The organism is Ideonella benzenivorans (genome assembly GCF_020387415.1).
GTDB lineage: Bacteria > Pseudomonadota > Gammaproteobacteria > Burkholderiales > Burkholderiaceae_C > Ideonella > Ideonella benzenivorans.
In genome coordinates this window covers 401640-424855 of record NZ_JAGWCB010000007.1, presented here as the reverse complement: position 1 = coordinate 424855, position 23216 = coordinate 401640, and the positions used below count along the sequence as shown (strand labels likewise).

Annotated in this window: 24 protein-coding genes; 13 read left to right on the top strand and 11 right to left on the bottom strand. The window is 68.9% G+C overall.

Features of this window, described 5'->3' with window-relative positions; genetic code table 11:
• Positions 1-5: 5 nt before the first annotated feature.
• Positions 6-956 carry an efflux RND transporter periplasmic adaptor subunit gene (locus tag KGA65_RS04945; protein ID WP_225862022.1) on the bottom strand — a complete coding sequence of 317 codons (951 nt, stop codon included), beginning with the start codon at positions 954-956 and terminating at the stop codon, positions 6-8.
• 67 nt (positions 957-1023) lie between these two features.
• A complete protein-coding gene (locus KGA65_RS04940) occupies positions 1024-1308 on the bottom strand; it encodes an EF-hand domain-containing protein (RefSeq protein WP_225862021.1) in 285 nt (94 codons plus the stop codon).
• Positions 1309-1522: 214 nt separating this feature from the next.
• Here KGA65_RS04940 and ompR point away from each other — a divergent pair, with 214 nt between their 5' ends.
• Together ompR and KGA65_RS04930 are read left to right on the top strand one after the other, a co-directional pair.
• Positions 1523-2248, top strand: coding sequence for an osmolarity response regulator transcription factor OmpR (ompR, locus tag KGA65_RS04935; protein ID WP_225862020.1), 726 nt, complete (start codon positions 1523-1525; stop codon positions 2246-2248).
• The gene (locus KGA65_RS04930) at positions 2245-3570 is read left to right on the top strand and encodes an ATP-binding protein (RefSeq protein ID WP_225862019.1); all 1326 of its coding nucleotides are present in this window, start codon (positions 2245-2247) and stop codon (positions 3568-3570) included. The genes ompR and KGA65_RS04930 overlap by 4 nt, the downstream gene beginning before the upstream one ends.
• Here KGA65_RS04930 and KGA65_RS04925 read toward each other — a convergent pair.
• Positions 3553-3762, bottom strand: a complete 210-nt coding sequence (locus KGA65_RS04925; protein WP_225862018.1) for a hypothetical protein — start codon at positions 3760-3762, stop codon at positions 3553-3555. The genes KGA65_RS04930 and KGA65_RS04925 overlap by 18 nt on opposite strands.
• Before the next feature lie 10 nt (positions 3763-3772).
• Positions 3773-4393, bottom strand: a complete 621-nt coding sequence (locus tag KGA65_RS04920) for a TetR/AcrR family transcriptional regulator (protein ID WP_225862017.1) — start codon at positions 4391-4393, stop codon at positions 3773-3775.
• A gap of 84 nt (positions 4394-4477) precedes the next feature.
• Here KGA65_RS04920 and KGA65_RS04915 point away from each other — a divergent pair, with 84 nt between their 5' ends.
• Complete coding sequence (locus tag KGA65_RS04915) at positions 4478-5461, top strand: NAD(P)H-dependent flavin oxidoreductase (RefSeq protein ID WP_225862016.1); 984 nt, start codon at positions 4478-4480, stop codon at positions 5459-5461.
• 27 nt (positions 5462-5488) lie between these two features.
• Here KGA65_RS04915 and KGA65_RS04910 read toward each other — a convergent pair whose 3' ends face one another.
• The 3 genes from KGA65_RS04910 to KGA65_RS04900 form a co-directional block, all read right to left on the bottom strand.
• A complete protein-coding gene (locus KGA65_RS04910) occupies positions 5489-6142 on the bottom strand; it encodes a Bax inhibitor-1/YccA family protein (protein ID WP_225862015.1) in 654 nt (217 codons plus the stop codon).
• 80 nt (positions 6143-6222) lie between these two features.
• On the bottom strand, positions 6223-6561 hold the full coding sequence (locus KGA65_RS04905; RefSeq protein WP_225862014.1) for an HPF/RaiA family ribosome-associated protein: 339 nt from the start codon (positions 6559-6561) through the stop codon (positions 6223-6225).
• A 164-nt stretch (positions 6562-6725) separates the two neighbouring features.
• Positions 6726-7628: a LysR family transcriptional regulator gene (locus tag KGA65_RS04900; RefSeq protein WP_225862013.1), complete on the bottom strand. Its 903-nt coding sequence runs from the start codon at positions 7626-7628 to the stop codon at positions 6726-6728.
• Between the two features lie 136 nt (positions 7629-7764).
• On the opposite strand from KGA65_RS04900, the gene KGA65_RS04895 reads away from it, so the two are divergent.
• Positions 7765-8745: a TerC family protein gene (locus KGA65_RS04895; RefSeq protein ID WP_225862012.1), complete on the top strand. Its 981-nt coding sequence runs from the start codon at positions 7765-7767 to the stop codon at positions 8743-8745.
• 84 nt (positions 8746-8829) lie between these two features.
• On the opposite strand, the gene KGA65_RS04890 is transcribed toward KGA65_RS04895, so the two are convergent.
• The 4 genes from KGA65_RS04890 to KGA65_RS04875 all read right to left on the bottom strand — a co-directional run bounded on the left by KGA65_RS04890 (position 8830) and on the right by KGA65_RS04875 (position 11054).
• On the bottom strand, positions 8830-8970 hold the full coding sequence (locus KGA65_RS04890; RefSeq protein ID WP_022980176.1) for a hypothetical protein: 141 nt from the start codon (positions 8968-8970) through the stop codon (positions 8830-8832).
• 59 nt (positions 8971-9029) lie between these two features.
• Entirely contained in the window at positions 9030-9734 is a 705-nt protein-coding gene (locus KGA65_RS04885) for an RES family NAD+ phosphorylase (RefSeq protein WP_225862011.1), read from the bottom strand.
• A gap of 22 nt (positions 9735-9756) precedes the next feature.
• Entirely contained in the window at positions 9757-10143 is a 387-nt protein-coding gene (locus tag KGA65_RS04880; RefSeq protein ID WP_225862010.1) for an antitoxin Xre/MbcA/ParS toxin-binding domain-containing protein, read from the bottom strand.
• A gap of 215 nt (positions 10144-10358) precedes the next feature.
• Positions 10359-11054 (bottom strand): hypothetical protein, encoded by a 696-nt coding sequence (locus KGA65_RS04875; protein ID WP_225862009.1) that lies wholly within the window; start codon positions 11052-11054, stop codon positions 10359-10361.
• A gap of 216 nt (positions 11055-11270) precedes the next feature.
• On the opposite strand from KGA65_RS04875, the gene KGA65_RS04870 reads away from it, so the two are divergent.
• The 9 genes from KGA65_RS04870 to KGA65_RS04830 all read left to right on the top strand — a co-directional run bounded on the left by KGA65_RS04870 (position 11271) and on the right by KGA65_RS04830 (position 23180).
• On the top strand, positions 11271-11963 hold the full coding sequence (locus tag KGA65_RS04870; RefSeq protein WP_225862008.1) for a response regulator transcription factor: 693 nt from the start codon (positions 11271-11273) through the stop codon (positions 11961-11963).
• 484 nt (positions 11964-12447) lie between these two features.
• Complete coding sequence (locus tag KGA65_RS04865; RefSeq protein ID WP_225862007.1) at positions 12448-13854, top strand: efflux transporter outer membrane subunit; 1407 nt, start codon at positions 12448-12450, stop codon at positions 13852-13854.
• Between the two features lie 13 nt (positions 13855-13867).
• Positions 13868-15034 carry an efflux RND transporter periplasmic adaptor subunit gene (locus KGA65_RS04860; protein WP_225862006.1) on the top strand — a complete coding sequence of 389 codons (1167 nt, stop codon included), beginning with the start codon at positions 13868-13870 and terminating at the stop codon, positions 15032-15034.
• Positions 15031-18129, top strand: a complete 3099-nt coding sequence (locus KGA65_RS04855; RefSeq protein ID WP_225862005.1) for an efflux RND transporter permease subunit — start codon at positions 15031-15033, stop codon at positions 18127-18129. The genes KGA65_RS04860 and KGA65_RS04855 overlap by 4 nt, the downstream gene beginning before the upstream one ends.
• A gap of 21 nt (positions 18130-18150) precedes the next feature.
• Entirely contained in the window at positions 18151-18846 is a 696-nt protein-coding gene (locus KGA65_RS04850) for a response regulator (protein ID WP_225862004.1), read from the top strand.
• 2 nt (positions 18847-18848) lie between these two features.
• On the top strand, positions 18849-19913 hold the full coding sequence (locus KGA65_RS04845) for a HAMP domain-containing sensor histidine kinase (protein ID WP_225862003.1): 1065 nt from the start codon (positions 18849-18851) through the stop codon (positions 19911-19913).
• Entirely contained in the window at positions 19910-21229 is a 1320-nt protein-coding gene (locus KGA65_RS04840) for an efflux RND transporter periplasmic adaptor subunit (protein ID WP_225862002.1), read from the top strand. Before KGA65_RS04845 ends, KGA65_RS04840 begins: the two co-directional genes overlap by 4 nt.
• Complete coding sequence (locus tag KGA65_RS04835; protein WP_375142605.1) at positions 21226-21975, top strand: ABC transporter ATP-binding protein; 750 nt, start codon at positions 21226-21228, stop codon at positions 21973-21975. Before KGA65_RS04840 ends, KGA65_RS04835 begins: the two co-directional genes overlap by 4 nt.
• A complete protein-coding gene (locus tag KGA65_RS04830; protein WP_225862001.1) occupies positions 21975-23180 on the top strand; it encodes an ABC transporter permease in 1206 nt (401 codons plus the stop codon). The genes KGA65_RS04835 and KGA65_RS04830 overlap by 1 nt, the downstream gene beginning before the upstream one ends.
• The last annotated feature ends 36 nt before the right edge of the window (positions 23181-23216 follow it).

Genomic DNA, 23216 nt, shown 5'->3' with positions numbered 1-23216 from the left:
GCGCATCAGCGGCCTCCCGGCGGCAGGACCGCAGCCTCATGGGGCAGCACCACCAGGGCCCGTTCCCCCAGCGCCCAGTTGGGCGGCAGGGTGCTCAGGCGCAGGTCCACCGAAAACTCGCGGGTGTCGGCATCCACCGCCCGGTTCAGGCGCACCACCTGCGCCGTCACGGGGGTGTCCGGTTGCGACTTCAGCCACACCTGGGCCGCATCGCCCAGCCGCATGCGGCTCAACAGCGACTCGTCGAACCGGGCCTGCACCCGCAGCGACTCCAGGGCCACCACGGTCAGGCAGGGCTGCCCCGGCGAGACCACATCCCCCACGCTGCAGGTGCGCGCGGTCACCACCCCGGCGAAGGGCGCACGCAAGCTGGCCTCCGCCAGGCGGGCCCGGGTGGCCTCCCAGGCGGCCCGCGCCTGCACCTGCGCGGCCTCGGTGGCCTGCAACTGCGCCTGGGCGGCCTGGACATCGAGTGCGCTGGTGCGCGCCGCCGCCCGGCGCGCGTCCAGCTCGGTGGGCGCCAGCGCGTCGGCCGACAGCACCGAGAGCTGGTCCGCCCGCTCGCCATCGGCCTGCGCCTGCTGGCGCAGCACCTGGGCCCGCTCCAGCGCCCGCAGCGCCGCCTCGCGGGCCTGGCGGGCGCTGTCCCAGGCGGCGCGGGCCCCTGCCACGTCGGCCTGCAGTTCATCAGCGTCCAGCTGCACCAGGATCTGCCCGCGGACCACCCGGTCGCCCACATCGACGGCCAGGGCCACCACCCGCAGGGCACTGCGGCTGACCAGGCTGGTCTGGTCCCTGGCCACCAACTCGCCCGACCCACGGGCTGGCGGCACCGTCGCCACCGGGCCCGGTCCCCCGGACACGGGGTCCGGCGCCGACCGGTGGGCCCACCATTCGGTTCCCCAAGCCACCAGCAGCCCGGCGAACAGCACCGCGGCCAGCCGTCCCCCAGCCATCCGCCACCGGGCACGCCCTGGCGGCTTCACGCCGCCGTCACCAACAGCCGTCAACACAGACCCCTGCTCAACGACCGGCGCGCTGCTGCGCGATGAAGCGGGTGATGTCCTCCAGGCGCAGGGCCCCGCTGTGGCCGGTGTCGATCGCGTCGTACTGTTGGTAGACCCGGGGCATCCCGGCCTGGGCCTCTTCACGGCTCAGCAGGCCATCGTGGTTGGCGTCGGCCTTGGCAAAGCGCTGCTGCAGTTCCTCCTGCAGACGCTGCATGCGGGCATCCCCTTGGGCCTGCGCCCCAGCGGTGCCCACGGCCAACAACAGGCCCAGGATCAGTGAGTGGAAGGTTCGGGACATCAGCGCTCTCCTTGCATGGGGCTGGCCCGTGGCCTTGCGGATCGCCCATCGACCCGAGGCCACCAGCCCATGACGCCATGGTGGACAGGCTCTGTGGTGCAACCATGGCAGCCGGCAGGGCGCTCGTGGCAGGATGTGGCGGAGGTGACAGTTCTGCCATCGTTTGCCACATCTGGCGCCGGCCTGCGCCGGAAGACGCCCCTACCATCACGGCATGTCAGAGATGGTCAAGGTGCTGGTGGTGGACGACGAGGCGGAGCTGCGCAGCCTGCTGCAGCGCTACCTCGGCGACCAGGGCTGCCAGGTGCGCACCGAACCCCATGCCGGAACGGTGGCGCCCTTGCTGGCGCGTGAGCGCTTCGACGTGCTGGTGCTGGACCTGATGATGCCCGGCGAAGACGGGCTGAGCCTGTGCCGGCGCCTGCGCCACCAGGGCGAGACCATCCCCATCCTGATGCTGACCGCCCGCGGCGACCCGGTGGACCGGGTGGTGGGCCTGGAGATGGGGGCCGACGACTACCTGGCCAAGCCCTTCCACCCGCGCGAGTTGCTGGCCCGCATCCAGGCCCTGGTGCGCCGCCAGCAGGTGCTGGGCGCCCACCGGGGCCCGGCGCTGGACACGGTGCTGCGCTTCGGCCCTTACGCCCTGAACCTGGAGGCCCGCAGCCTGACCCGCGACGGGCAGGCCGTGGCGCTGACGACGGGCGAGTTCCAGCTGCTGCAGGCCCTGGCGCTGAACCCGCGGCGGCCCCTGGGGCGCGACCGGCTGATCGAACTGGCCCACGGCCGCGAACACGAGGTGACCGATCGCGCGGTCGACTCGCAGATCATGCGGCTGCGCAAACTCATCGAGACGCAGCCCTCGGCGCCGCGCTTCATCCAGACCGTCTGGGGCGTGGGCTATGTCTTCACCCCCGATGGCGAGCGGCGGCCCGGATGAACTGGCCCCGCACCCTGGTGGGCCGCCATGCGCTGCTGCTGGTGGGCCTGCTGCTCCTGGGCCAGCTGCTGGGCGTGGGCCTGGTGAGCCGGCTGGTGTTTCAGCCTCGGGTGGAACACCTGGCCGAACTGGCCGCGCGCCAGATTGAGGCAGTGCAGGCCGGCCTGGCCGGGCTGCCGGTGGCCCAACGCCAGGCCTTTGTGGCACGCTTCAACCGCAATGCCCTGGCCGCGCCCCCCCCGGCGGCCTCGCCCCGCGCGCCCTGGATGGTGCTGCGTCTGCGTCTGGACGACGAGATCGTCGCCGCCCTGAGCGAACGCCTGGCGGGCCAACAGATGCGCGTGCAACCCGAACCCGAGCACCCCGGCAGCCTGCTGATCACCCTGCCGCTGGAGGGCCAGCTCTATCAGATCGTGCTGCCCGAGGTGGTGCCCGACCGCAGCCTGCCGGGCGCGCTGGTGACCATGGCCGCTGTGGGCGTGCTGCTGGCCCTGGCCAGCGCGCTGTGGCTGCAACGGCGACTGCACCGGCCGCTGGCGCGGGTGGTGGCCGCGGCCGAAGCGGTGGCCCGCGATGAACGGCCGCCCGCGCTGCCGGAGGACGGGCCGCTGGAGATCGCCACCCTGGGACGCAGCTTCAACCAGTTGGTCAGCAGCCTGTCCGCCGCCGAGCAGGAACGCGGCGTGATGCTGGCCGGCATCTCGCACGACCTGCGCACCCCCCTGACCAAGCTGCGCCTGTACGTGGAGCTGCTGCCCCGCGACACCGAGGCCGCGCTGCGCGAGGGCATGGTGCGCGGCATCGACCAGATCGACGAGGCCGTGGGCCAGTTCCTGGATTTCGCCCGCCCCGAAGGTGCCGAGCCGGATCAGCCGCTGTGCCTGCACGAACTGGGTCGGGAGGTGGCCCGAGACCTGGCCGACCCGCAGCACCCGGTCACGCTGGACCTGCAACCCGTGCCGCCGGTGCGGGGCCGGCCCCGGGCCCTGCGGCGCGTGCTCAGCAATCTGCTGGGCAACGCCTGGCGGCATGGGCGGGCGCCGGTGTCACTGCACACCGGGCAGGCCGATGGGGGCGTGTGGATCGAGGTGCGCGACCGGGGGCCGGGCATTGCGGCAGCCGATGCCCAGCGCCTGCGCCAGCCCTTTGTGCGGGGCGAAGCGGCGCGCAGCGGTGCGCCCGGCACCGGGCTGGGCCTGGCCATCGTCGAGCGCATCGCCCAGTTGCATGGGGGCCGGCTGGAGCTGCGGCCAGGCCCGCAGGGCGGGCTGTGCGCCCGGCTCTGGTTGCCGGCCGCGCCAGCCTCAGGGGTCGACGGCTGAGGCCGTGGCCTGCTGGCCGGCCTGCATGGCGGCGTTCAGGTCCTTCTGGATCTTCGCCTCCTGAGCCTGGGCCTGGCTGGCGGCCTGGGCTTCCAGGGTGGCCGTGGTGGCCGCCGCGCCAGCCACATCGGCGCCACAGCCCGCGAACACGGCACACAGCAGGGTGACCCCGCCGATCAGAGCAACGCGCATGGGAGACCTTTCATTCACGCGGTTTGGCGCGTGATCCTAGCGCGCCCTTGGTGATCAACCGCGCCCCCTCGCGCCGGATGGCGTCGAAGCCCGGCCCATCGGCGGCCAGCTTGCCCGACATCTGCAGCACCACCGCGCCGTGCATGGCCGCCCAGTACACATGGCCCAGCAGGTCGGGGTCACCCTCCAGTTGCCCGGCCCGCACCAGGTCCTCCACATAGGCCACCATGGTGCGGCGCGAGCGGGCGTTGGCCGCGGCCAGATCGGGGTAGGCGTCTTCCTGCGGCTGGGTGTAGGCAAAGATCAGCCCATAGGCCGCCGGCTCGGCAAAGGCGAAGTCCACATAGGCCTGGCCCACCGCACGCGAGCGGTCCCACACATCGCCCGGGCCCTGCTGGGCCGCTTCCAGCGCGGCCGACAACCGGTCCAGCGCGGCGGCACGGGTGGCGGCCAGCAGGGCTTCCTTGCTGTCGTAGTAGCGGTACAGCGCAGTGGCCGTCCAGCCCAGCGCCTGGGCGATGCTGCGCATCGAGGTCTGTTCGATGCCGCGCTCGGCAAACTGCTGCTCGGCCACGGCGCGGATGCGCGCGCGGGCTTCCAGGACCTGTTCGGATGACAACGAGGGGGGCATGGCGCCATCTTACTTAACGCTGTAAACTCATCGCATCAATAACAGTGTTAACCACGCAAGCGTGGCACCCGAAGGAGACCGTCCATGTCCTGGCTCGACAGCGTGCAATCCCGGCTCAGCCTGCCGGTCATCGCCTCGCCGATGTTCATCGTCTCGAACCCGCGCCTGGTGGCAGCCGAGTGCAAGGCCGGCATTGTCGGCTCCTTCCCGGCGCTCAACGCCCGCCCGGCCGAGCTGCTGGATGAGTGGCTCTCCCAGCTCAAGGCCGAGCTGGCCACCCACGACGCGGCCCACCCCGAGCGCCCGGCCGCGCCCTTTGCCGTCAACCAGATCTGCCACCGCAGCAACGACCGGCTGATGCGCGACATGGAGACCTGCGTCAAGCACCAGGTGCCCATCATCATCACCAGCCTGCAGGTGTCGGCCGAGCTGGTGGCCGCAGCGCACAGCTACGGCGGCGTGGTCTTCCATGACGTGATCTCCATCCGCCATGCCGAGAAAGCCATCGAGGCCGGCGTGGACGGCCTGATCCTGGTGTGCGCGGGCGCCGGTGGCCATGCCGGCACGCTGAGCCCCTTCGCCCTGCTGCCCGAGATCCGCCGCATCTTCCAGGGCCCGATCGCCCTGGCCGGCGCCATCGCCAACGGCCAGTCCATCCTGGCGGCCCAGGCCCTGGGGGCCGACTTCGCCTACATGGGCACCCGCTTCATCGCCACGCAGGAGGCCAACGCAGTGGACGCCTACAAGCAGATGCTGGTGGACACCCGCGCCGAGGACATCGTCTATTCCTCGCTGTTCACCGGCGTGCCGGGCAACTACCTCAAGCCCAGCATCGCCGCGGCCGGCATGGACCCGGACCACCTGCCCAGCGCCGACAAGAGCAAGATGGATTTCGGCTCGGGCGGCAACAGCGCGGCCAAGGCCTGGCGCGACATCTGGGGCGCCGGCCAGGGCGTGGGCTCCATCGACAGCGTGCCCAGCGTGGCCGAACTGGTGGACCAGCTCAAGGCCGAGTACCGCGAGGCGCGCGAGGACATCGTCCGCCGGGCCGCACGCTTCGGCGCCTGACAGGCGGTCCCCGGCGGGCTCAGGCCCTCACTCGTCGCTGCCGCCGATGCCGAACAGGCTCAGCAGGCTGGTGAACAGGTTGAACAGCGAGACATAGAGGCTGACGGTGGCCAGCACATAGTTGGTCTCACCGCCGTTCACGATGCGGCTGGTCTCGAACAGGATCATCCCGGCCGACAGCAGCGCCACCATGGCCGACACCGCCAGGCCCAGGGCCGGCATCTGCAGGAAGACCGCGCCCAGGCCGGCGAGCAGGGCAATGACCATGCCGGCGAACAGGAAGCCGCCCATGAAGCTGAAGTCACGCCGGGTCGTCAGCACCCAGGCGGACAGGGCCAGGAAGGTGACGCCCGTGGCCGCCAGCGCCAGCGTCACCACCTGCGCACCGCCCGGCAGGGCCAGCATGCGGGCGAGCACCGGGCCCAGCGTGTAGCCCATGAAGCCGGTCAGGGCGAACACCAGGGGCAGCGCCCAGCCGCTGTTCTGCAGCCGGCGGATGCCGAACAGCAGGCCGAAGTAGCCGACCAGCGTCAGCAGCAGCCCCGGGGCCGGCAACTGCCAGACCACGCCGGCAGCGGCCACGGCCGCGCTGAACAACAGGGTCATGGCCAGCAGGGCATAGGTGTTGCGCAGCACGCGGTCGGCGCTGGCACTGCGCAGGCCGCGCAGGGGGACTGCCACGGCCGGTGCAGAACGGACGGTCGAAGCATTGGATGACAGGGGGTTCATGATGGGATCCTCGTTGGTGTTTCGGTCGGGTTTCAAGCCGGTTCGGGCAGGCGCTGGCGCATGCGACGGGTGTCGGTGCCGCGGCGCCACTGGCGCAGCAGGAAGCGCGCGGCACGCGCCAGCGCATCGTTGAGTGCCGCGTGCCAGTTGCTCGCCACGGCGGTGACGACCACGGCACCGGCACCCTCGGCATGCAAGGCCACCTGGCAGCGTTTGTCGACGCCACCACGCGGGCCGTTCTCGTCCCACATCTGCACCTCGGCACGGGGCACCCGTGCGCCCAGGCGCCGCAGCACGAAGCGCACGCGCCGCTCGGTCAGTTCGCGCAGCTCGGCCGCGCCCGGATGACGGGGTTTGAAGAGCACTTGCATCGGGGTCTCCAGTGAATGACGGGGTCCCCGCACTGTCGGCCCATTCGCCCGCCGGAAAAAGCAGGGTTTTGAGAACATTCACTTCGGAAAAACAGGAATGTTCTCCGCCGTCGAGGGCCGACCGGCATGACGTGCCCCGGGCCCTCACGGGCGCGGGTGCCGGATCAGCCGCCCGCGCCGCCCGCGCCGGCCAGGGCGGCTTCCATCACCTGCTGCACCAGCGGGTGGTGGCGCCCACGGCGGGACAGGATGGCGTGGATCTCCTCCTGCACGCCCTCGCCGCTGCCCAGCAGACGCAGGCCGCGCAGCAGGCCCATGTCGCCCGCCCCCAGCCGGCTGACCGGGAAGACCCCCAACCCGCGCGCGGCGAACACCGCCAGCAGCGCGCTGTCCTCGAACTCGCCGACGATGCGCGGCCGCAGGCCCTGCGCCTCGAACCAATGGTCCAGCGTCACCCGCAGGACCGAATGGCCGGTGGGCAGCAGCACGGGCAACTCGTTCAGGCAGTCGGGGAAGCGGTCGCGCTGGGCCTTGCCGACCAGGGGGGCCGGCCCGTACCAGTCCACCGGTGCATTCACCAGGCGTTCGCTGGCCAGGCGCAGATTGGGGTTGCGCGGCGCCGCCTGGCCCGCCAGCACCAGATCCAGGTGGTGCAGCGCCAGCTCGCCCAGCAACTGCTCGAACTCGCCGTCATGGCAGACCAGGCGCAGGTTCGGGGTGGCCAGCACCGGCGCCAGCAAGGCATGGGCGGCCAGCTTGGAGATGCCGTCCGAAAAGCCCACCGCCAGGCGCACCACGGGGCCGCTGGCGGCCTGCCGCACCTCATCGGGAATGATCTGGCCGATCTGGAAGATCTCCTCGGCCCGGGCGAAGGCGGCCTGGCCCGCCTCGGTGAGTGCCACGCCGCGTCCGGCGGGTTTGAGCAGCTGATGGCCCAGCGCCTTCTCCAGCTCACGCACCTGGGCGCTGATGGTCTGCACCGCCATGCCCAGGCGCTCGGCCGCCCGGGCAAAGCCGCCCTCCTTCGTGACCACCCAGAAGTAGTGCAGATGGCGGTAGTTCAGCATGCGGGCCTCGCTGGCGGACGTTCGGTGCGGGAAATCCGAATCTTAATTGCGCAAAACGCTGATTTGTTCGCACCCTGTCTCTGCGCAAACTAGGCCACGTCGCCGCCGCCTCCACAGCCATTCCTGAGAGCCTCGCATGGACCTCCTGCTCCCCCTCCTCTCCGTGGACTTCATGGGCAAGCCGGCCTGGATCTGGCTGCTCTTCATCGCCATCGTCATCGCCCTGCTGGCCTTCGACCTGGGCGTGCTGCACCAGGACGACCGCGAGATCGGCGTGCGCGAGAGCCTGCTGCTGTCGGCCGGCTACATCAGCGTGGCCCTGCTGTTCGGTGCCTGGGTCTGGTGGTACCTGGGCGCGCAAAGTGGCATGGACTACTACACCGGCTTCCTGATCGAGAAGTCGCTGTCCATGGACAACGTCTTCGTCATCGCGCTGATCTTCACCTTCTTCGCCATCCCGCGGCGGTACCAGCACCGCGTGCTGTTCTGGGGCATCCTGGGGGTGATCGTGCTGCGGGCCCTGATGATCGGCCTGGGCGCCACGCTGGTCAGCCAGTTCGGCTGGGTGCTCTACCTGTTCGGCGCCTTCCTGGTCATCACCGGCGTGAAGATGTGGTTCCTCGCCGACCACACGCCCGACATCGCCAACAACCCGGTGCTGAAGTTCCTGAAGCGGCACATGCGGGTGACCGACGGCCTGCGCGGCAACGCCTTCTGGGTGCGCGAACGCGACGCGGCCACCGGTCGGGTCGAGCGCTTTGCCACGCCGCTGCTGCTGGCTCTGGTGCTGGTGGAGTGCGTGGACCTGGTGTTCGCGGTCGACTCGGTGCCGGCCATCTTCGCCATCACCACCGACCCCTTCATCGTCTACACCAGCAACATCTTCGCCATCCTGGGCCTGCGGGCGCTGTACTTCGCGCTGGCGGCCATGATCCACCGCTTCCAATACCTCAAGTACGCGCTGGCCCTGGTGCTGGTGTTCATCGGCGGCAAGATCTTCCTGGTGGGCCTGATCGGCAAGATCCCGGCAACGCTCTCGCTGAGCGTGACCTTCGGCCTGATCGCCGGCGGCGTGCTGGTGTCGCTGTGGAAGACCCGCAAGGCCGTGGCAGGCTGACGCGGGGACGGGCCGTCACGGCCCGCAAAAAACGCAGATCGCGCCCGGCAAAGCCGCCTGGGTGCGATCTGCGGGCCTGAGACGTCAGGCCGCCGGGGTGGGGAACACCACCTTGGAGGGCTGGGTGCCGTCCGACTTGCGGCGCTTGCGACCGCTGGCCACCTTGCGGACTTGCTTGGCGGAAACGGTCCGCTTGCCGATGCGCTTCTTCTTGGCCAGTGCCATGTCGAGATCCTTTGGAGTAAAGAAACGAAGCATACAGCGACCGCGCTGGCCCAGAACCCTCACCTCTCCCACGCCCACTCATGCCGTTCCGGCCCGCGCGCAAACATCACCCGCTGCGCGGTGGCCTTGCAGTGCCAGGTCTGCTGGGTGGCGTCCAGGCCGCCGGGCGGCTCGGCCAGGCAGGCCGGGTCGAAGACCACGGCGCAGCGGTGGCCCGGCGCCCGCACCGAGGCATAGGCCAGCCACTGCACGCCGCGGATCTGGGCCGAGCGGGCCACGGTCTGGGGCGCGCGGTAGTCGCTGTCGTGGGTCCACAGGGCCTGGGCCTGGTCCCAGGGCGGCTGGGTCAGGTCGATGGCCAGGCCCCGGACGGCGCCCTGGAAGAAGGTGTGCTCGGTCAGCAGCTCGCGCCCGGACAGGCCGGCGCTGTCCAGGATGAAGCGGTGGCGCCAGTAGGCCACCTCGGCACAGGCGGCGTAGAGCGTCTGCGCGCCGTACCACTGGCCCGGGCTGTGCGGCGCCCGAAAGCGGCTCGCGTGCGGCGGGCGGTAGCGAAACGGCGTGGCCAGCAGGTAGTGCAGCGGCCGGGCGGCCGGCGGCAGGGCGGGCTTGCTGCCTTCGAGCAGTTGCTCCAGCAGGTCCTGCTCGGCGGCGCTGTCCACCAGGCGCATGGTGGAGACCACATGCTGCGCCTCCACCCCGCGCCAGGCGAGCGTGGCCTGGGGACGGATGTTGCCCTCGAACCAGTCGGGCTGCCAGTCCATGGCGGGTCCGCGCGGCCGCGGCTCAGGCCGGGGCCCGCATCGCGTCCAGGTAGTTCAGCGTGGCCACCAGGCCCTCGGCCTTCTGGATCAGCTGCAGCGGCTCGCCACCCAGGGCCTGGTTGTAGGAACTCATCCAGGCCAGGCGCTTCTGGTCGTCGGTGCCCACCAGGGCGTCCAGCGAGCGGTACACCCGCACCAGCAGCAGGGCCAGCTCGCCCTCCTTGGAATCGGGCGCCAGGCCCTTCTGGCCCTTGAGCACCCGCGACACGGTGGGCTCGCTCAGGCCCAGGGTGCGGGCCAGGGTCACGCCCTTGAGGCCCAGCAAGGCGCTGGCCCGCGCGGTGGCCTTGGCCAGCACGGCGGCGGCATCGGGCGGGGTGATGGCCAGGGCGGCAGTGGCTGGGGTCATGACGGAGGGCCTCCAAATCCAAGGGAAATTTCTTTCTTCAGAAATATTATGACTCTCTCAGTGAATTTTCAAAATCTGCTGCCACTCACGTGGATGGGGCCTTCCAGGCCAAAAGCGCCCCACGCTCAAGGCTGGCAGAACGCCCGGTATGCACCGCCTCAACGGCGACCCCAAAGGCGCCAATGACCTGCACCCGCCCCCTCGCCACCACCGCATCAAGGACACACCCCCACCGACGCAGCCCCCACGCCCCGGGTGGCCGCGAGCGTGGGCACGCGCACCCGCTGAACCAGGCTGCGACGGGTGGACCCATCCGGCAAGCGCTCAACCTTGACGCACAGATCGGGGTTCATTCCTATCGCGAAGCGCTCCTCGAACGTTGGCTTGGGTGTGTTGCTGCGCGGGTCCGTCAGCGCCGGGTTCTTCGGTGTGCCCTGCATCACCTTGTCCTCGGGGGTCAACGCCAGGCCACTGGCGCTCCTGACCTGGAAGATGTGGGAGGACGCCGGATGGCTGGCCGGAGCCTCCACGGCCGCCGCATTCTCCGAGCCATCTAGGCCCACCTGCCCGCGGCCTGCGGGAACGACACCGTGCGCCACCGCCTTCGGCTCCACAGGCACCGGTGCGGCGGGCGCAGACAGCTGATCGAGCTGATCGCGGGATGGCACGCGCGGGACAGGACGAAGCCCGTCGCGCCCGGCGCCTGGCCCCCCCTCGGGGGATCGACGCGCCTGCGTCGGCGCCAAGGCCAGCGGCTGCAAGGGGATCAGACGCAACTGCGTGACGATCGGCGTGTCCCGCGTGACGGACACCGCCACCTTCAGGGTCCAGCCGAAGTACACGAGCCCGATGTGCACAGCCAGCACCGCCAGCAGGACGGTGACACGCCAGCGTGCCCGGCGCGAGCTCACGCGACCGTTCTCACCCGCAGCGGGAACCGGAAGCGCGACAGAGAGGCTGCAAGAGAAGGCACTGGAGAAGCTTCGCCAAAACGGGAGTCGGCAAATGCTAAGCAGCTCCCTCGCCGCAGATGCCCGTCACGGGGTTAAGCTCAGTAAAGCCCGCAGGGGTTCTTGGCCGGCGTGGATCAACGGCTGATACTCGCGGGATTTCACCGACACCCTCGCATGCACAAGGTACTGATCGTCGATGACGATGTCGACCTCACGGCGATGCTCTCCCGCTACCTGCGCCACGAAGGCTTCGACGCGCATGCCGTGCACAGCGGCGAAACCGGCGTTGCCGAAGCACTGACGAGGCAGTACAGCATCGTCGTGATGGACATCATGATGCCGGGCCTGCCCGGCACCGAAGCCTTGAGACGCATCCGTGCCAACAGTCGCATCCCCGTACTGATGCTGACCGCCCGTGGCGACAACGTGGACCGGATCGTCGGCCTCGACATGGGCGCTGACGATTACGTGCCCAAGCCCTGCACCCCTGGCGAACTCGTGGCGCGGATCCGGGCGATTCTGCGGCGGGTCGAAGGGCGCGACCTGCCCTCCTCTCCGGGGCCGAAGGTCCTGCAGGCCGGCGGTCTGGTGCTGTGGCCCGGCACGCGGCGGGCCAGTTGGCAAGGCCAGGATCTGGAGCTGACAGGAACCGAGTTCGGCCTGCTGGAGGTGCTGGCCCGGCACGCGGGCCAGTTGGTCAGCAAGCAGGAAATTTCCCAGCAGGCCTTCGGCAAGCCCCTGGCGCCCTATGACCGGCGGATCGATGTCCACATCAGCAGCATCCGGCAGAAGCTGGGGCTGCGCAGTGACGGTCAATCCTGGATCCAGAGCGTGCGCGGAAGAGGCTACCAGCTGCTGGAAGACTGAACAGCCATCCCGGCGGCAACGGCACTTTTACGCTGCCTAACACTGCCGGGCGGCATGCGGCGGGGTGGCCCCCCTAGGATGGGCTCACCCGATGCAGCACGCCCCCGTTCGATGAGAGATCCGTTCACAGCACAGCCGCAGTTCTGGCGCACGTGGCTCGCTGTGTCGCTTCACATCTTCCTCAATCTGGTCATCGGCCTTGTCCTGCTCGCGGGGCTGATCACCTTCGCGGTGAAGATCCTGTTGCCGCCCCCGCCTGTCTTTGATCCCTGCCCGGAAGCACGGCTGCACCAACCGTCCACATCGGCCTGCTCCCCGCTGGACTGGGAACCCCTTCCGCCCCCGCCGCCTGCCCAGCAGGAACCCGTCCAGGGGAACCCGGTGCACCAGCCGGTTTTACTCCCCTTAACGCCCACCGAAGCTGCTCTCCCATCCCCCGCCCTACGATAGGTCGGGTCTCGATTTTCCAACCCAGCCTGTCTCTATGAAACTGCTCTGGACGGCCTCACTTTCTCTGGCTGTTGCATTCGGCTCAGTCGCTTGCACGACCGTTGGGCCCGACTATCGGCCGGCAGAGCCCGCCGCGCCAAGCACCTGGGCGGCGCCGCTGCCCCATGGTGGCAAGACGTCGGAGATGACCCATTGGTGGAACCAGTTCAACGATCCCACGGTGGGCCGGCTGGTGGCCATGGCCGAGGAGGACAGCCCCAGCCTCGCGAAGGCCTGGGCCAGCATCGAGAAGGCTCGCGCGACGCTCCAGTCCACCCACTCGGGCGGCTTCCCCTCGGTCACAGCCTCGGCTTCAGCCAGCCGGGAGCGAACGGCCGATCTGACCCAGACCGCGCGCAACGCGGGCTTTGATGCCTCCTGGGAGATCGATCTCTTCGGCAAGTTGCGTCGCAACGAGGAAGCCGCCGCGGCCCGGGTCGAGGCCCGGACCGGCGACTGGTATGACGCCCGTGTCTCGCTGGCCGCCGAGGTGGCCGACACCTATGTGCAGTGGAAGGCCTGCGGCCTGCTGGTCGAGGCCTACGAGCTGGAGCTCGAGTCCAATGCCCAGACCGAGACCGCGACGCAGGCCGCCGTGCGCGCCGGCCTGACGGCGTCGGCCGATGGCGCCCTGGCCCGTGCCAGCCTGGCCAGTGCCCGCAACACGCTGCTGGATCAACGGGCCCAGTGCGATCTCCTCGTCAAGGCCCTGGTGTACCTGACGGGGACAGACGAGCGTCCCCTGCGGACGCTGCTGTCGAGCGCACCGCACGGGCTGCCAGAGCCCCAGCAGGTGGCCATCAACGCCGTGCCCGCCGAGGTGATCCGGCAGCGGCCCGATCTGGGTTCGCTCGAACGGGAATTGGCGGCGGCCAGCGCGGAGATCGGGGCGGCCCAGGCCGCGCAGTACCCCAGCCTGTCCCTGAGCGGATCGGTGGGCGTTTCCGCGACCACCGGGTCACCGTCGTCGGTCTGGTCGTTCGGCCCCTCGATCTCGCTGCCGATCTTCGACGGCGGGGAAAGGCAGGCCGCGGTGTCCAGCGCAGAGGCCGCCTATCGCTCGGCCTATGCGGCCTATCGGCAGGGGGTGCGCCAGATCATCCGGGACGTCGAGGAAGCCATGGTCCACCTGGACAGCGCTGTCCACCGCCCCCAGCAGGCCGCGATCGCGGAGTCGCAGTACCGGGTGTACTTCCTGGCGACGCAGAGCAACTGGCGGGCAGGAAATGTCAGCCTGCTGACGCTCGAGGAGGCGCGTCGCTCTGCGCTGTCGGCCCAGATCCAGCGCATCACGCTGCAGCGCGACCGCGTCCAGTACTGGATCGCCCTCTACAAGGCCGTGGGTGGCGGCTGGGAGCCCGGCCAAGTGGCCACAGCCCCCGCAAGCACCCCCTCTCCATGACGAAGCCCGAGCGATGACGCGCGACACGCCCTCCCTTCCCGTCCAGCGACACACCTGCGCCACGGCCATCCGATCCCTGGCCATGGTCGCCATGGCCGCAAGCCTGACCGGGTGCCAGAAAGGATCGCCAGACGCCGCCAGCGCGGCAGCAGCGGCCTCAACACCTTCCGCGCTGAGCGTCACCCTGCTGCACCCGCGGACCGAGGTGTGGCCCCAGCAGCTGAAAGGCACGGGGCAGATCGTCGCCTGGCAGGAGGTGGTGATCAGCCCCGAGACGGGCGGCCTGCGCCTGAAGGAACTCAAGGTCGACGTCGGCGCCAGGGTCAGGCGCGGCCAGGTGCTGGCCCTGCTCGCCGATGACAGCCTGCAGATTGATCGCCAGAAGCAGACGGCGGTCGTCCAGCAGGCCCGCATCAGCCTGGAGCAGGCCGCCTCCAACCTGCAGCGCAGCCGCATGACCGAGGGCAGCGGCGCCCTGCCCGATCAGAAGATCGAGGAATACCGCCTGACCGAAGCCACGGCCAGGGCTTCGCTCGCGTCCGCCCGGGCCGACCTCGCCAGCATCGAGCTCAAGCTCGCGCAGACCCGGGTCACCGCACCCGACGACGGCATCGTGTCGTCCAAGAGCGGGGTGCTGGGCAATGTGGTCAGCGCGGGGGCAGAGCTCTTTCGCCTGGTCCGCCAAGGACGGGTCGAGTGGCGGCCCGAGATCGACGCGAGCCAGTTGAAGCTGCTTGCACCGGACCAGCCGGCCAGCGTCACGCTCCCCACAGGACACCAGGTGAGGGGGCGGCTGCGCACCGTCGGGCCGACCTTGAGCGCCACCACCGGGCGGGCCACGCTCTACGTCGAGCTGCCCCCGGACAGCCCGGCGCGGGCAGGCATGTTCGCCTCGGGCGTGCTGCAGACCGGCACCCAGCCGGCGCTGACCCTGCCGCAGTCGGCCTTGGTGATGCGCGACGGACGCTCGTACGTGTACACGGTCGATGCCGCCAGCCTGGCGCATTCGGTTCCGGTGGTCACGGGGCGACGTGAAGGCGACCGGATCGAGGTGGTGTCCGGCCTGGCGGCCGACGCACAGGTGGTGAGCGGCGGTGGCGCCTTCCTGTCCGAGGGCGCAAAGGTGGCGGTGCTGTCCGATCGCGCGAACAAGGCGGCCGCATCCGGGGTGGCGCCGTGAACGTCTCGTCCTGGTCGATTCGCAATCCGGTCCCGGCCCTGCTGGCCTTCATGCTCCTGTCGGTCTTCGGCGTGCTGGGCTTCCATGCCCTGCAGGTCCAGGACTTTCCCGACATGGATCTGCCGACGATCAACATCTCCGCCAGCCTGGAGGGGGCGGCCCCCTCCCAGCTGGAGACGGAGGTGGCGCGCAAGATCGAGGACAAGCTGGCCTCGCTGAGCAAGCTCGACCACATCACCACCACCGTCACCGATGGCGCGGTGGCCATCAGTGTCTCCTTCGAGATCGACAAGGATGTCGAGGCTGCTCTGAGCGAGGTGCGCAACGCTGTCGACAGCGCACGCTCCGACCTGCCCTCCGCGATGTCCTCGCCCACGGTGTCCAAGCTCACCGCCGCCGGCTCGGCACTGCTCACCTACAGCATCGCATCCGATCACCTGGACGAGCAGGATCTGTCCTGGTTCGTGGACAACGACCTGACCAAGGCACTGCTGGCGGTCAGGGGGGTGGCGTCGGTGGCCCGTGTCGGCGGCATCGACCGCGAGGTCCATGTGGACCTCGACCCGGCGCTGATGGCGGGCCTGGGGGTCACCGCCGCAGACGTCTCCACGCAGATCAAGGCCGTTCAGCAGGACAGCTCGGGGGGCCAGGGGCGCATCGGCAGCCAGCGTCAGTCCACCCGCACCCTCGGCACCGCGGCCTCGCCCGCCGAAGTGGCCGCCCTGGCGATTCCGCTGTCCGACGGGCGCTGGGTCCGCCTGGACCAGATCGCACGCGTCACCGACAGCCACGCCGATCGCACCACCATCGCCCTGCGCGATGGCAAGCAGGGGCTCGGGTTCCAGGTCACCCGCTCACGCGGGTATTCGGACGTCGGGGTGGCGGAGGACGTCCGGGCCGCCCTCCGGCAGTTTGCCCAGGCCCACCCGGAGGTCCGCCTCTCGGAGGCCAGCAACACGGTCGATCCCATCCGGGACAACTACAACGGGTCGATGCACCTGCTGATCGAAGGCGCGCTGCTGGCCGTGGTCGTCGTCTGGTGGTTCCTGCGCGACTGGCGGGCCACCTTCGTCGCCGCGGTGGCCCTGCCCCTGTCCATCCTGCCGGCCTTCGCCGCCATGGCGCTGCTGGGCTACTCGCTCAGCACCGTCACCCTGCTGGCACTTTCCCTGGTGGTGGGCATCCTCGTCGACGATGCGATCGTGGAGATCGAAAACATCGAGCGGCACCTGCTGATGGGCAAGTCGCCCTACCAGGCTGCGATGGAGGCGGCCGACGAGATCGGGCTGGCGGTGATCGCGACCACCTTCACGCTGGTTGCGGTGTTCCTGCCCACGGCGTTCATGGGCGGCATTCCCGGCAAGATCTTCCGCCAGTTTGGCGTGACAGCGTCGGTCGCGGTGCTGGCCTCCCTGCTCGTGGCCCGTCTGCTGACCCCGATGATGGCCGCCTACCTGCTGCGCCCCAAGCGGCCCGGGCACCACGAGGTCTCCACCGATGGTCCCACGATGGACCGCTATCTGAAGTGGGCCCGGACGGCCCTGACGCGCCGCAAGGCCACGGTCGCCCTCAGCCTGGCCTTCCTGCTACTGGCCCTGGGCGTGACGCCGTTCATCGCGACATCCTTCATGCCCGCCCAGGACAAGGCGCAGTCCAGCGTCTCCCTCACGTTGCCTCCAGGCAGCCGGCTCGAAGACACGGTGGCCGCGGCCGAACGCGCCTGCGAGCTGCTGCGCAGCCTGCCGCAGGTGCGCGGCATCTTCGTCTCCGCGGGAACCGCCAGCAGCGGTGGCGGGCTGGACGCATCGTCCAGCGCCGACGTCACCAGCGCCACCTTGACCGTGGACCTGGTCGCCCGCGGCGAACGCGCGCTCAAGCAGTCCGAGGTCGAGGCCCGGATGCGCGCGCTGCTGCGCAGCCTGCCGGGTGTGCGCGTCTCGGTGGGCGGCGGCAACAGCGGCGAATCGCTGGAGATCACCCTGGCCAGCGACGATCCGCAGGCCCTGGCCGATGTGGCCGCCAAGGCGGAAGGGCAGCTGCGCGGCCTGCAGGGCATTGGCAACGTCAGCTCCAGCGCCGCGCTGCAGCGGCCGGAAATCCAGCTGCGGCCGGACGCCAACCGGGCGGCGGCCCTCGGTGTCACCACCGACGCGCTGTCCGAAGCCCTGCGCGTGGCCACCTACGGCAGCTACGCCACGGCCCTGCCCAAGCTCAACCTGCCGCAGCGGCAGATCGCCGTGCGGGTCCGGATGGACCCGGCCCTGCGGACCGACCTGGATGCCATCGGCATGCTGCGCGTCCAGGGCAGCAGCGGCATGGTCAGCCTGGCCTCGGTGGGGACCCTGTCGCTGGGCAGCGGTCCCTCCCAGATCGACCGGATCGACCGCGCGCGCAACATCACGCTGACCGTCGAACTCAACGGCCGCCCGATCGGCGCGGTCCAGCGCGAGGCGATGTCCCTCCCGGCATTCCAGCAACTGCCCCCGGGCGTGCATCTGGTCAACCAGGGTGAACTGCAACGCATGTCCGAGCTCTTCCAGAGCTTCGGTCTGGCCATGGCCATTGGCGTTTTCTGCATCTACGCCGTGCTGGTGCTGCTGTTCCACGACTTCATGCAGCCTGGCACCATCCTCTGCGCCCTGCCCCTGGCCCTGGGCGGCGCCATCGTCGCGCTGTGGCTCACCGGACGACCGTTCTCCATGCCGGTGGTGATCGGGGTCCTGATGCTGATGGGCATCGTGACCAAGAATTCCATCCTGCAGGTGGAGTACGCCATCATGGCGCGCAGGACCCTGGGCATGTCACGGCTGGAGGCGGTGATGGATGCCTGCCACAAGCGGGCCCGCCCCATCGTGATGACCACCATCGCCATGGGCGCCGGGATGCTGCCCAACGCGCTGGGGCTGGGTGCGGAGCCGAGCTTCCGCCAGCCGATGGCGATCGTCGTCATCGGCGGCCTGCTCACCTCCACGGTGCTGAGCCTGCTGGTGGTTCCAGTGGTGTTCACCTATGTAGACGACGTGCTGGTCTGGGGCCGCCGCGTGTTGGCCCGGAAGCTGTTCCACGGCACAGGTGCGGCGCCAGCGCAATCCTGAGCCCCCTTCGGAGAGCCATCCATGACAAGGATTCTGTTTCTTGACGGAGACACCGAACTGACCGGCATGCTGGCGCAGTACCTGGGTCGCGAGCGGCTGGAAGTGGATGCGATCTTCGATGGGCAGGCCGGCGTGCAGGCCGCCCTGAGTGGTCGTTATGCACTGGTCGTCTTGGACCTGATGCTGCCCCGTCACTCCGGCATCGAGGTACTGCGCCACATCCGGGCGTCGAGCCAGATACCGGTGCTGATGCTGAGCACAGGGTGCGACGATTTCAAGCAGCTCATGGCCCCCGAGATGGGCACGGAGGCGTGCATGCCCAAGCCATGTGAACCCGCCGAGCTGGCGAGACGCATCCACGCCATCCTCGGCCGCCAAGCACCTGGCCCCTCTGTTGCCCCCCCCAGCGGCCCCGACCTGCTCCAAGTGGGGCGCCTGGAGCTGCGGATCGCCAGAGGCGAAGCCATTTGGAACGGGCAGCGACTTGAACTCACCGGCGTCGAACTCTCGCTGTTGACCGAACTGGCCCGATCAGCGGGGGACCTGATCACCAAGGACGAAATGTCCCGGCGTGCCTTTGGCAAACCCCTGGCGCCCTATGACCGGCACATCGACGTGTGCCTGGCCAATGTCCGTCGGAAGCTGGGACTGCGTCCGGACGGCCAACCCTGGATCCAGCGCGTGCGCGACAGCGGCTATCAGTTCCTGGCGGGGTGAGCATGAAACCGTACCGTCTCTTCTGGAAGCTCTTCTTCGCCTTCTGGGCCGCGATGATGCTCTCGTTCGGAGGGGCGGTCGGCCTCGTCATGACGACCGGCATTGCGCCTCCCCCACCGAGCGGCAACGTGCCATGGCATCTCCTCATTCCCCTGGGCTCAGGCGTGGTGACCAGTCTCTTTGCGAGCTTGGCGCTGGCCTGGTATCTGACCCGTCCCCTGCGGCATGTCCGGTGGGCGCTGGACCAACTGGCGGGAGGCCACTTCGAAACCCGGGTCAAACCGCAGATCGGAACCCGCCGCGACGAGATCGCCGATCTGGGCGGCTATCTGGACGCCACCGCGGAACGCCTGGAACGGCTGGAGGCCTCGCGCCAGCAACTGCTGTACGACATCTCGCACGAGCTACGCTCGCCCTTGAGCCGCCTGCGGGCCGCCATCGGCCTGGCACGCTCCGACCCTTCGGATGTGCAGGCCATGCTGGCCCGCGTCGATCTTGAGGCCGATCGTCTCAATGGCCTGCTGGACGACCTGCTCACGCTCAGCCGCATTGAGGTCGGCTCCCATGGGCTGCGTCACGACCGGGTCGACCTTCTCGAACTGTTGCAGGCCATCTGCACCGACGCTGAATTCGAGGCCAAGGCCGCAGACCGGAGTCTGACGGTTCAGGCCCAAGGCATGTTCATCGCAGCCGTGGATGGTGACCTGATCTACCGCGCCCTGGAGAACGTGATCCGCAATGCAGTCAAGTACACCGAGGTGGGGACCATCGTCGAGGTCCAGGCTGACCGGATCGGAGACACCGGTCTGCTGGAAATCACGGTTGCGGACCGTGGCCCCGGCGTCCCCGACGAGATGCTCAGTTCCATCTTCGATCCCTTCGTGCGCGGTCCGGCAGAAAAGGGGAATGCCATCACCGGCTTCGGGCTGGGGTTGGCGATCGCCCAACGGGCCCTGCTGGCCCATGGCGGCGAGATCATCGCCAGCCCCAGACCCGGCGGCGGCCTGATCGTGACCCTGCGGCTGCCCCACTTACTTTCCGACACCACACCAGCTTTCGCCCCATGACCCAGGTCCTCTCTGAACCCCCAAAGCGGCCATTGAATGCCGATACCGTCGCCACCCAGCTCGGCGTGGAAAAGTCGGGAACTGTCCTCTCCCTGCGGCGAAGCACCTGGGTGGTGATTGCGCTGTTGGGGCTGGGGGCCCTGGCTGCTCTGCTCCTCTGGAAATGGCAGAGCCATTCCACCGGTGCGCAGTACGAAACCGAGAAGGTCACCGCCGGGAACCTGGTCGTGAGGGTCACGGCCACAGGCAATCTTCAACCCCTGACCAAGGTCGATGTGGGGAGCGAGCTCTCGGGCACCATCGACAAGGTCCTGGTCAAGGACAACGACAAGGTCTCGCAGGGACAGGTGCTGGCCATTCTCCAGACCAGTAATCTGCAGGATCAGGTCCAGGAATCCGAGAGCTCACTGCGAAAGGCAAAGGCCTCGCTGCTGCAGTACAAAGCTGCCACGCGCGATGCGCAGGCGACCATGCGGCGCAACGAGGAGGCCTGGAAGCTCTCAGCAGGGATGGTCCCCTCGCAGAGCGAGGTGGAGACATCGCAGATCGCGCTTGAGAAGGCACGTGCCAGTGAAGCCAACGCGGCAGCGGCCGTGGACGAAGTCCAGGCCACGCTGAACACCAACCGGACCAACCTCCACAAGGCATCGCTGCGCTCCCCCATCAACGGGGTCGTGCTCAAGCGCTCGGTAGAACCGGGGCAGACCGTGGCCGCCAGCTACCAGGTCACCACCCTCTTCACACTGGCCCAGGACCTCACCCAGATGAAGCTCGAGGTCAATGTGGACGAGGCCGATGTCGGCCAGGTCAAAGAGGGCCAGTCGGCGGAGTTCACCGTGGACGCCTATCCGGAGCGGACCTTCCCGGCGCGCATCGTGCGGCTGCGCTATGGCTCCGACACCACCAACAATGTGGTGACCTACCAGGCCGTGCTCGAGGTCAGCAACAAGGACCTGAGCCTGCGCCCCGGGATGACGGCCAATGCCCGCATCGTGACCCTCCGACACGAGCGGGTGCTGCAGGTGCCCAACGCGGCGCTGCGCTATGCCCCACCGCAAACCGAGGCGAAGTCCGGCAGCAGTGTGACCAGCCTCCTGATCGCAGTGCCCAAGCAGCAGAAGTCGGCCCAGTCCAGCACCACGATCGCCAGCGGCAGCGAGCAGACGGTCTGGAAGCTGGAGAACGACCGCGCCGTGGCCGTCAGGCTGCAGGTGGGCGCCAGCGATGGCCGCATGACCGAGGTGAGCAAGATTCTTTCGGGTACGCTGAAAGAAGGCGACCGCCTGATCGTGGACAGCCGGGAGTCATCGAAGTGACCTCGCTGAACACGGCAGCCGAGGTGCCGGTGATCGCCTATGAGAGGGTGTGCAAGACCTATGGCGAAGGCGCCACGCGCTTTCAGGCACTCACGGATGTGAACCTGCAGATCCGCCAAGGCGAGTTCGTGGCCATCATGGGCCCCAGCGGATCCGGCAAATCCACGGTGATGAACATCATGGGCTGCCTGGACACACTGACTTCCGGCAGCTACCGCTTCTGCGGCACGCCCGTCGAATCCCTCAGCCAAGACCAATGCGCCATCCTAAGGCGCAGCTACATCGGCTTTGTCTTTCAGGGATTCAACCTGCTTCGCCGGACATCGGCACAGGAAAACGTTGAACTGCCGCTGATCTACCGCGGGGAGCGTCCCGCCGAGCGTGCTGCGCGGGCCAGAGCCGCGCTGGAAGAGGTGGGCTTGAAAGGCTGGGAACACCATACCTCGGCGGAACTCTCCGGCGGACAGCAGCAGCGTGTGGCCATCGCGCGAGCGATCGTCACGGAGCCCACGCTGCTGCTGGCGGACGAGCCGACCGGAAACCTCGACAGCCACCGCAGCCAGGAGATCATGCAGTTGCTGGTGCGCCTGAACCAGGACCGGGGCATCACCGTGGTGATGGTCACCCACGAACCCGACATGGCCGTCTATGCCGATCGCATCCTGCGCTTCGTCGATGGACGGCTGGTCAGCGACACCGCCCAGGACCGGGCCACTCGTTCCGTTCAGGGCGCAGGAGACCATTGATGTGGGGCAACACCTTTCTGCTGGCACTTCGTGAGATACGGCGCAACCTGATGCGCTCGATCCTGACCATGCTGGGCATCGTGATCGGTGTGGCCGCGGTGGTGACGATGGTGACCCTGGGCAATGGCGCCACGGCTTCTGTCTCCAGCCAGATCTCCAGCCTGGGCAGCAATCTGATCATCGTGATGCCAGGCCAGCGCATGGAACTGGGAACGAGCACCTCGCCACCCAAGTTCAAGCAGGCGGATGCCGAGGCCATCGCCACCCAGGTGACGGGGGTCGACCGGGTGGCGCCAATAGTGACCGCCTCGCTCACCGCGATCTCGAGCGCCAGGAACTGGAAGACCTCGGTCACGGGCTCCAATGAGAACTACCTCGCGGTGAGCAACTGGACGGTCCGGGACGGACGGACCTTCACCGACGTCGAGCTGCGGGCGGGCAAGTCCGTCTGCATCGTCGGCGACCGTGTGCGCAAGGAGTTGTACGGCGAGCAGCGCCCGGTGGGAAGCGACCTGAGGCTGCAGAACTTCAGCTGCCAGATCATCGGCTTCTTCAGCCCCAAGGGGCAGAGCTCCACCGGCACCGATCAGGACGACTTCATCCTGGTGCCCATCGCCACGCTCCAGCGTCGGGTCACCGGCAACACCGACGTGGGCGCCATCCTGATCTCGGCGCGGCAGGGCTTCTCAACCGACACAGTCAAGACACGCATTGAACGCCTGATGCGGGACCGCCGACACCTGACGGAAGGTGAGGACAACAACTTCAACGTCATCGACACCAAGCAGATCTCGGACACGCTCTCCGGCACCACCCGCATCCTCACCTTGCTGCTGGGGGCCGTCGCCGCCGTCAGTCTGCTGGTGGGGGGCATCGGCATCATGAACATCATGCTGGTGAGCGTGACGGAGCGCACGCGCGAGATCGGCATCCGGCTGGCCATCGGCGCGATGGCCAGCGAGGTGCTGATGCAGTTCCTGGTCGAGGCGGTCTCTCTGTCCGCCGTGGGCGGGTTGGTGGGCCTGATCCTGGCTGCCATTGCCTCGATCGGGTTGTCCTCGCTGATAGGCCTGACCTACAGCTTCGACGTCCAGATCAACCTACTGGCCTTTGCCTTCTCTGCCGCCATTGGCATCGTGTTCGGCTACACCCCAGCAAAACGGGCCGCGCGGCTCAACCCCATCGAGGCGCTTCGCCATGAGTGAGCCCCCTGTGTCACGCCAAACCTGGCGGCGTGGGAA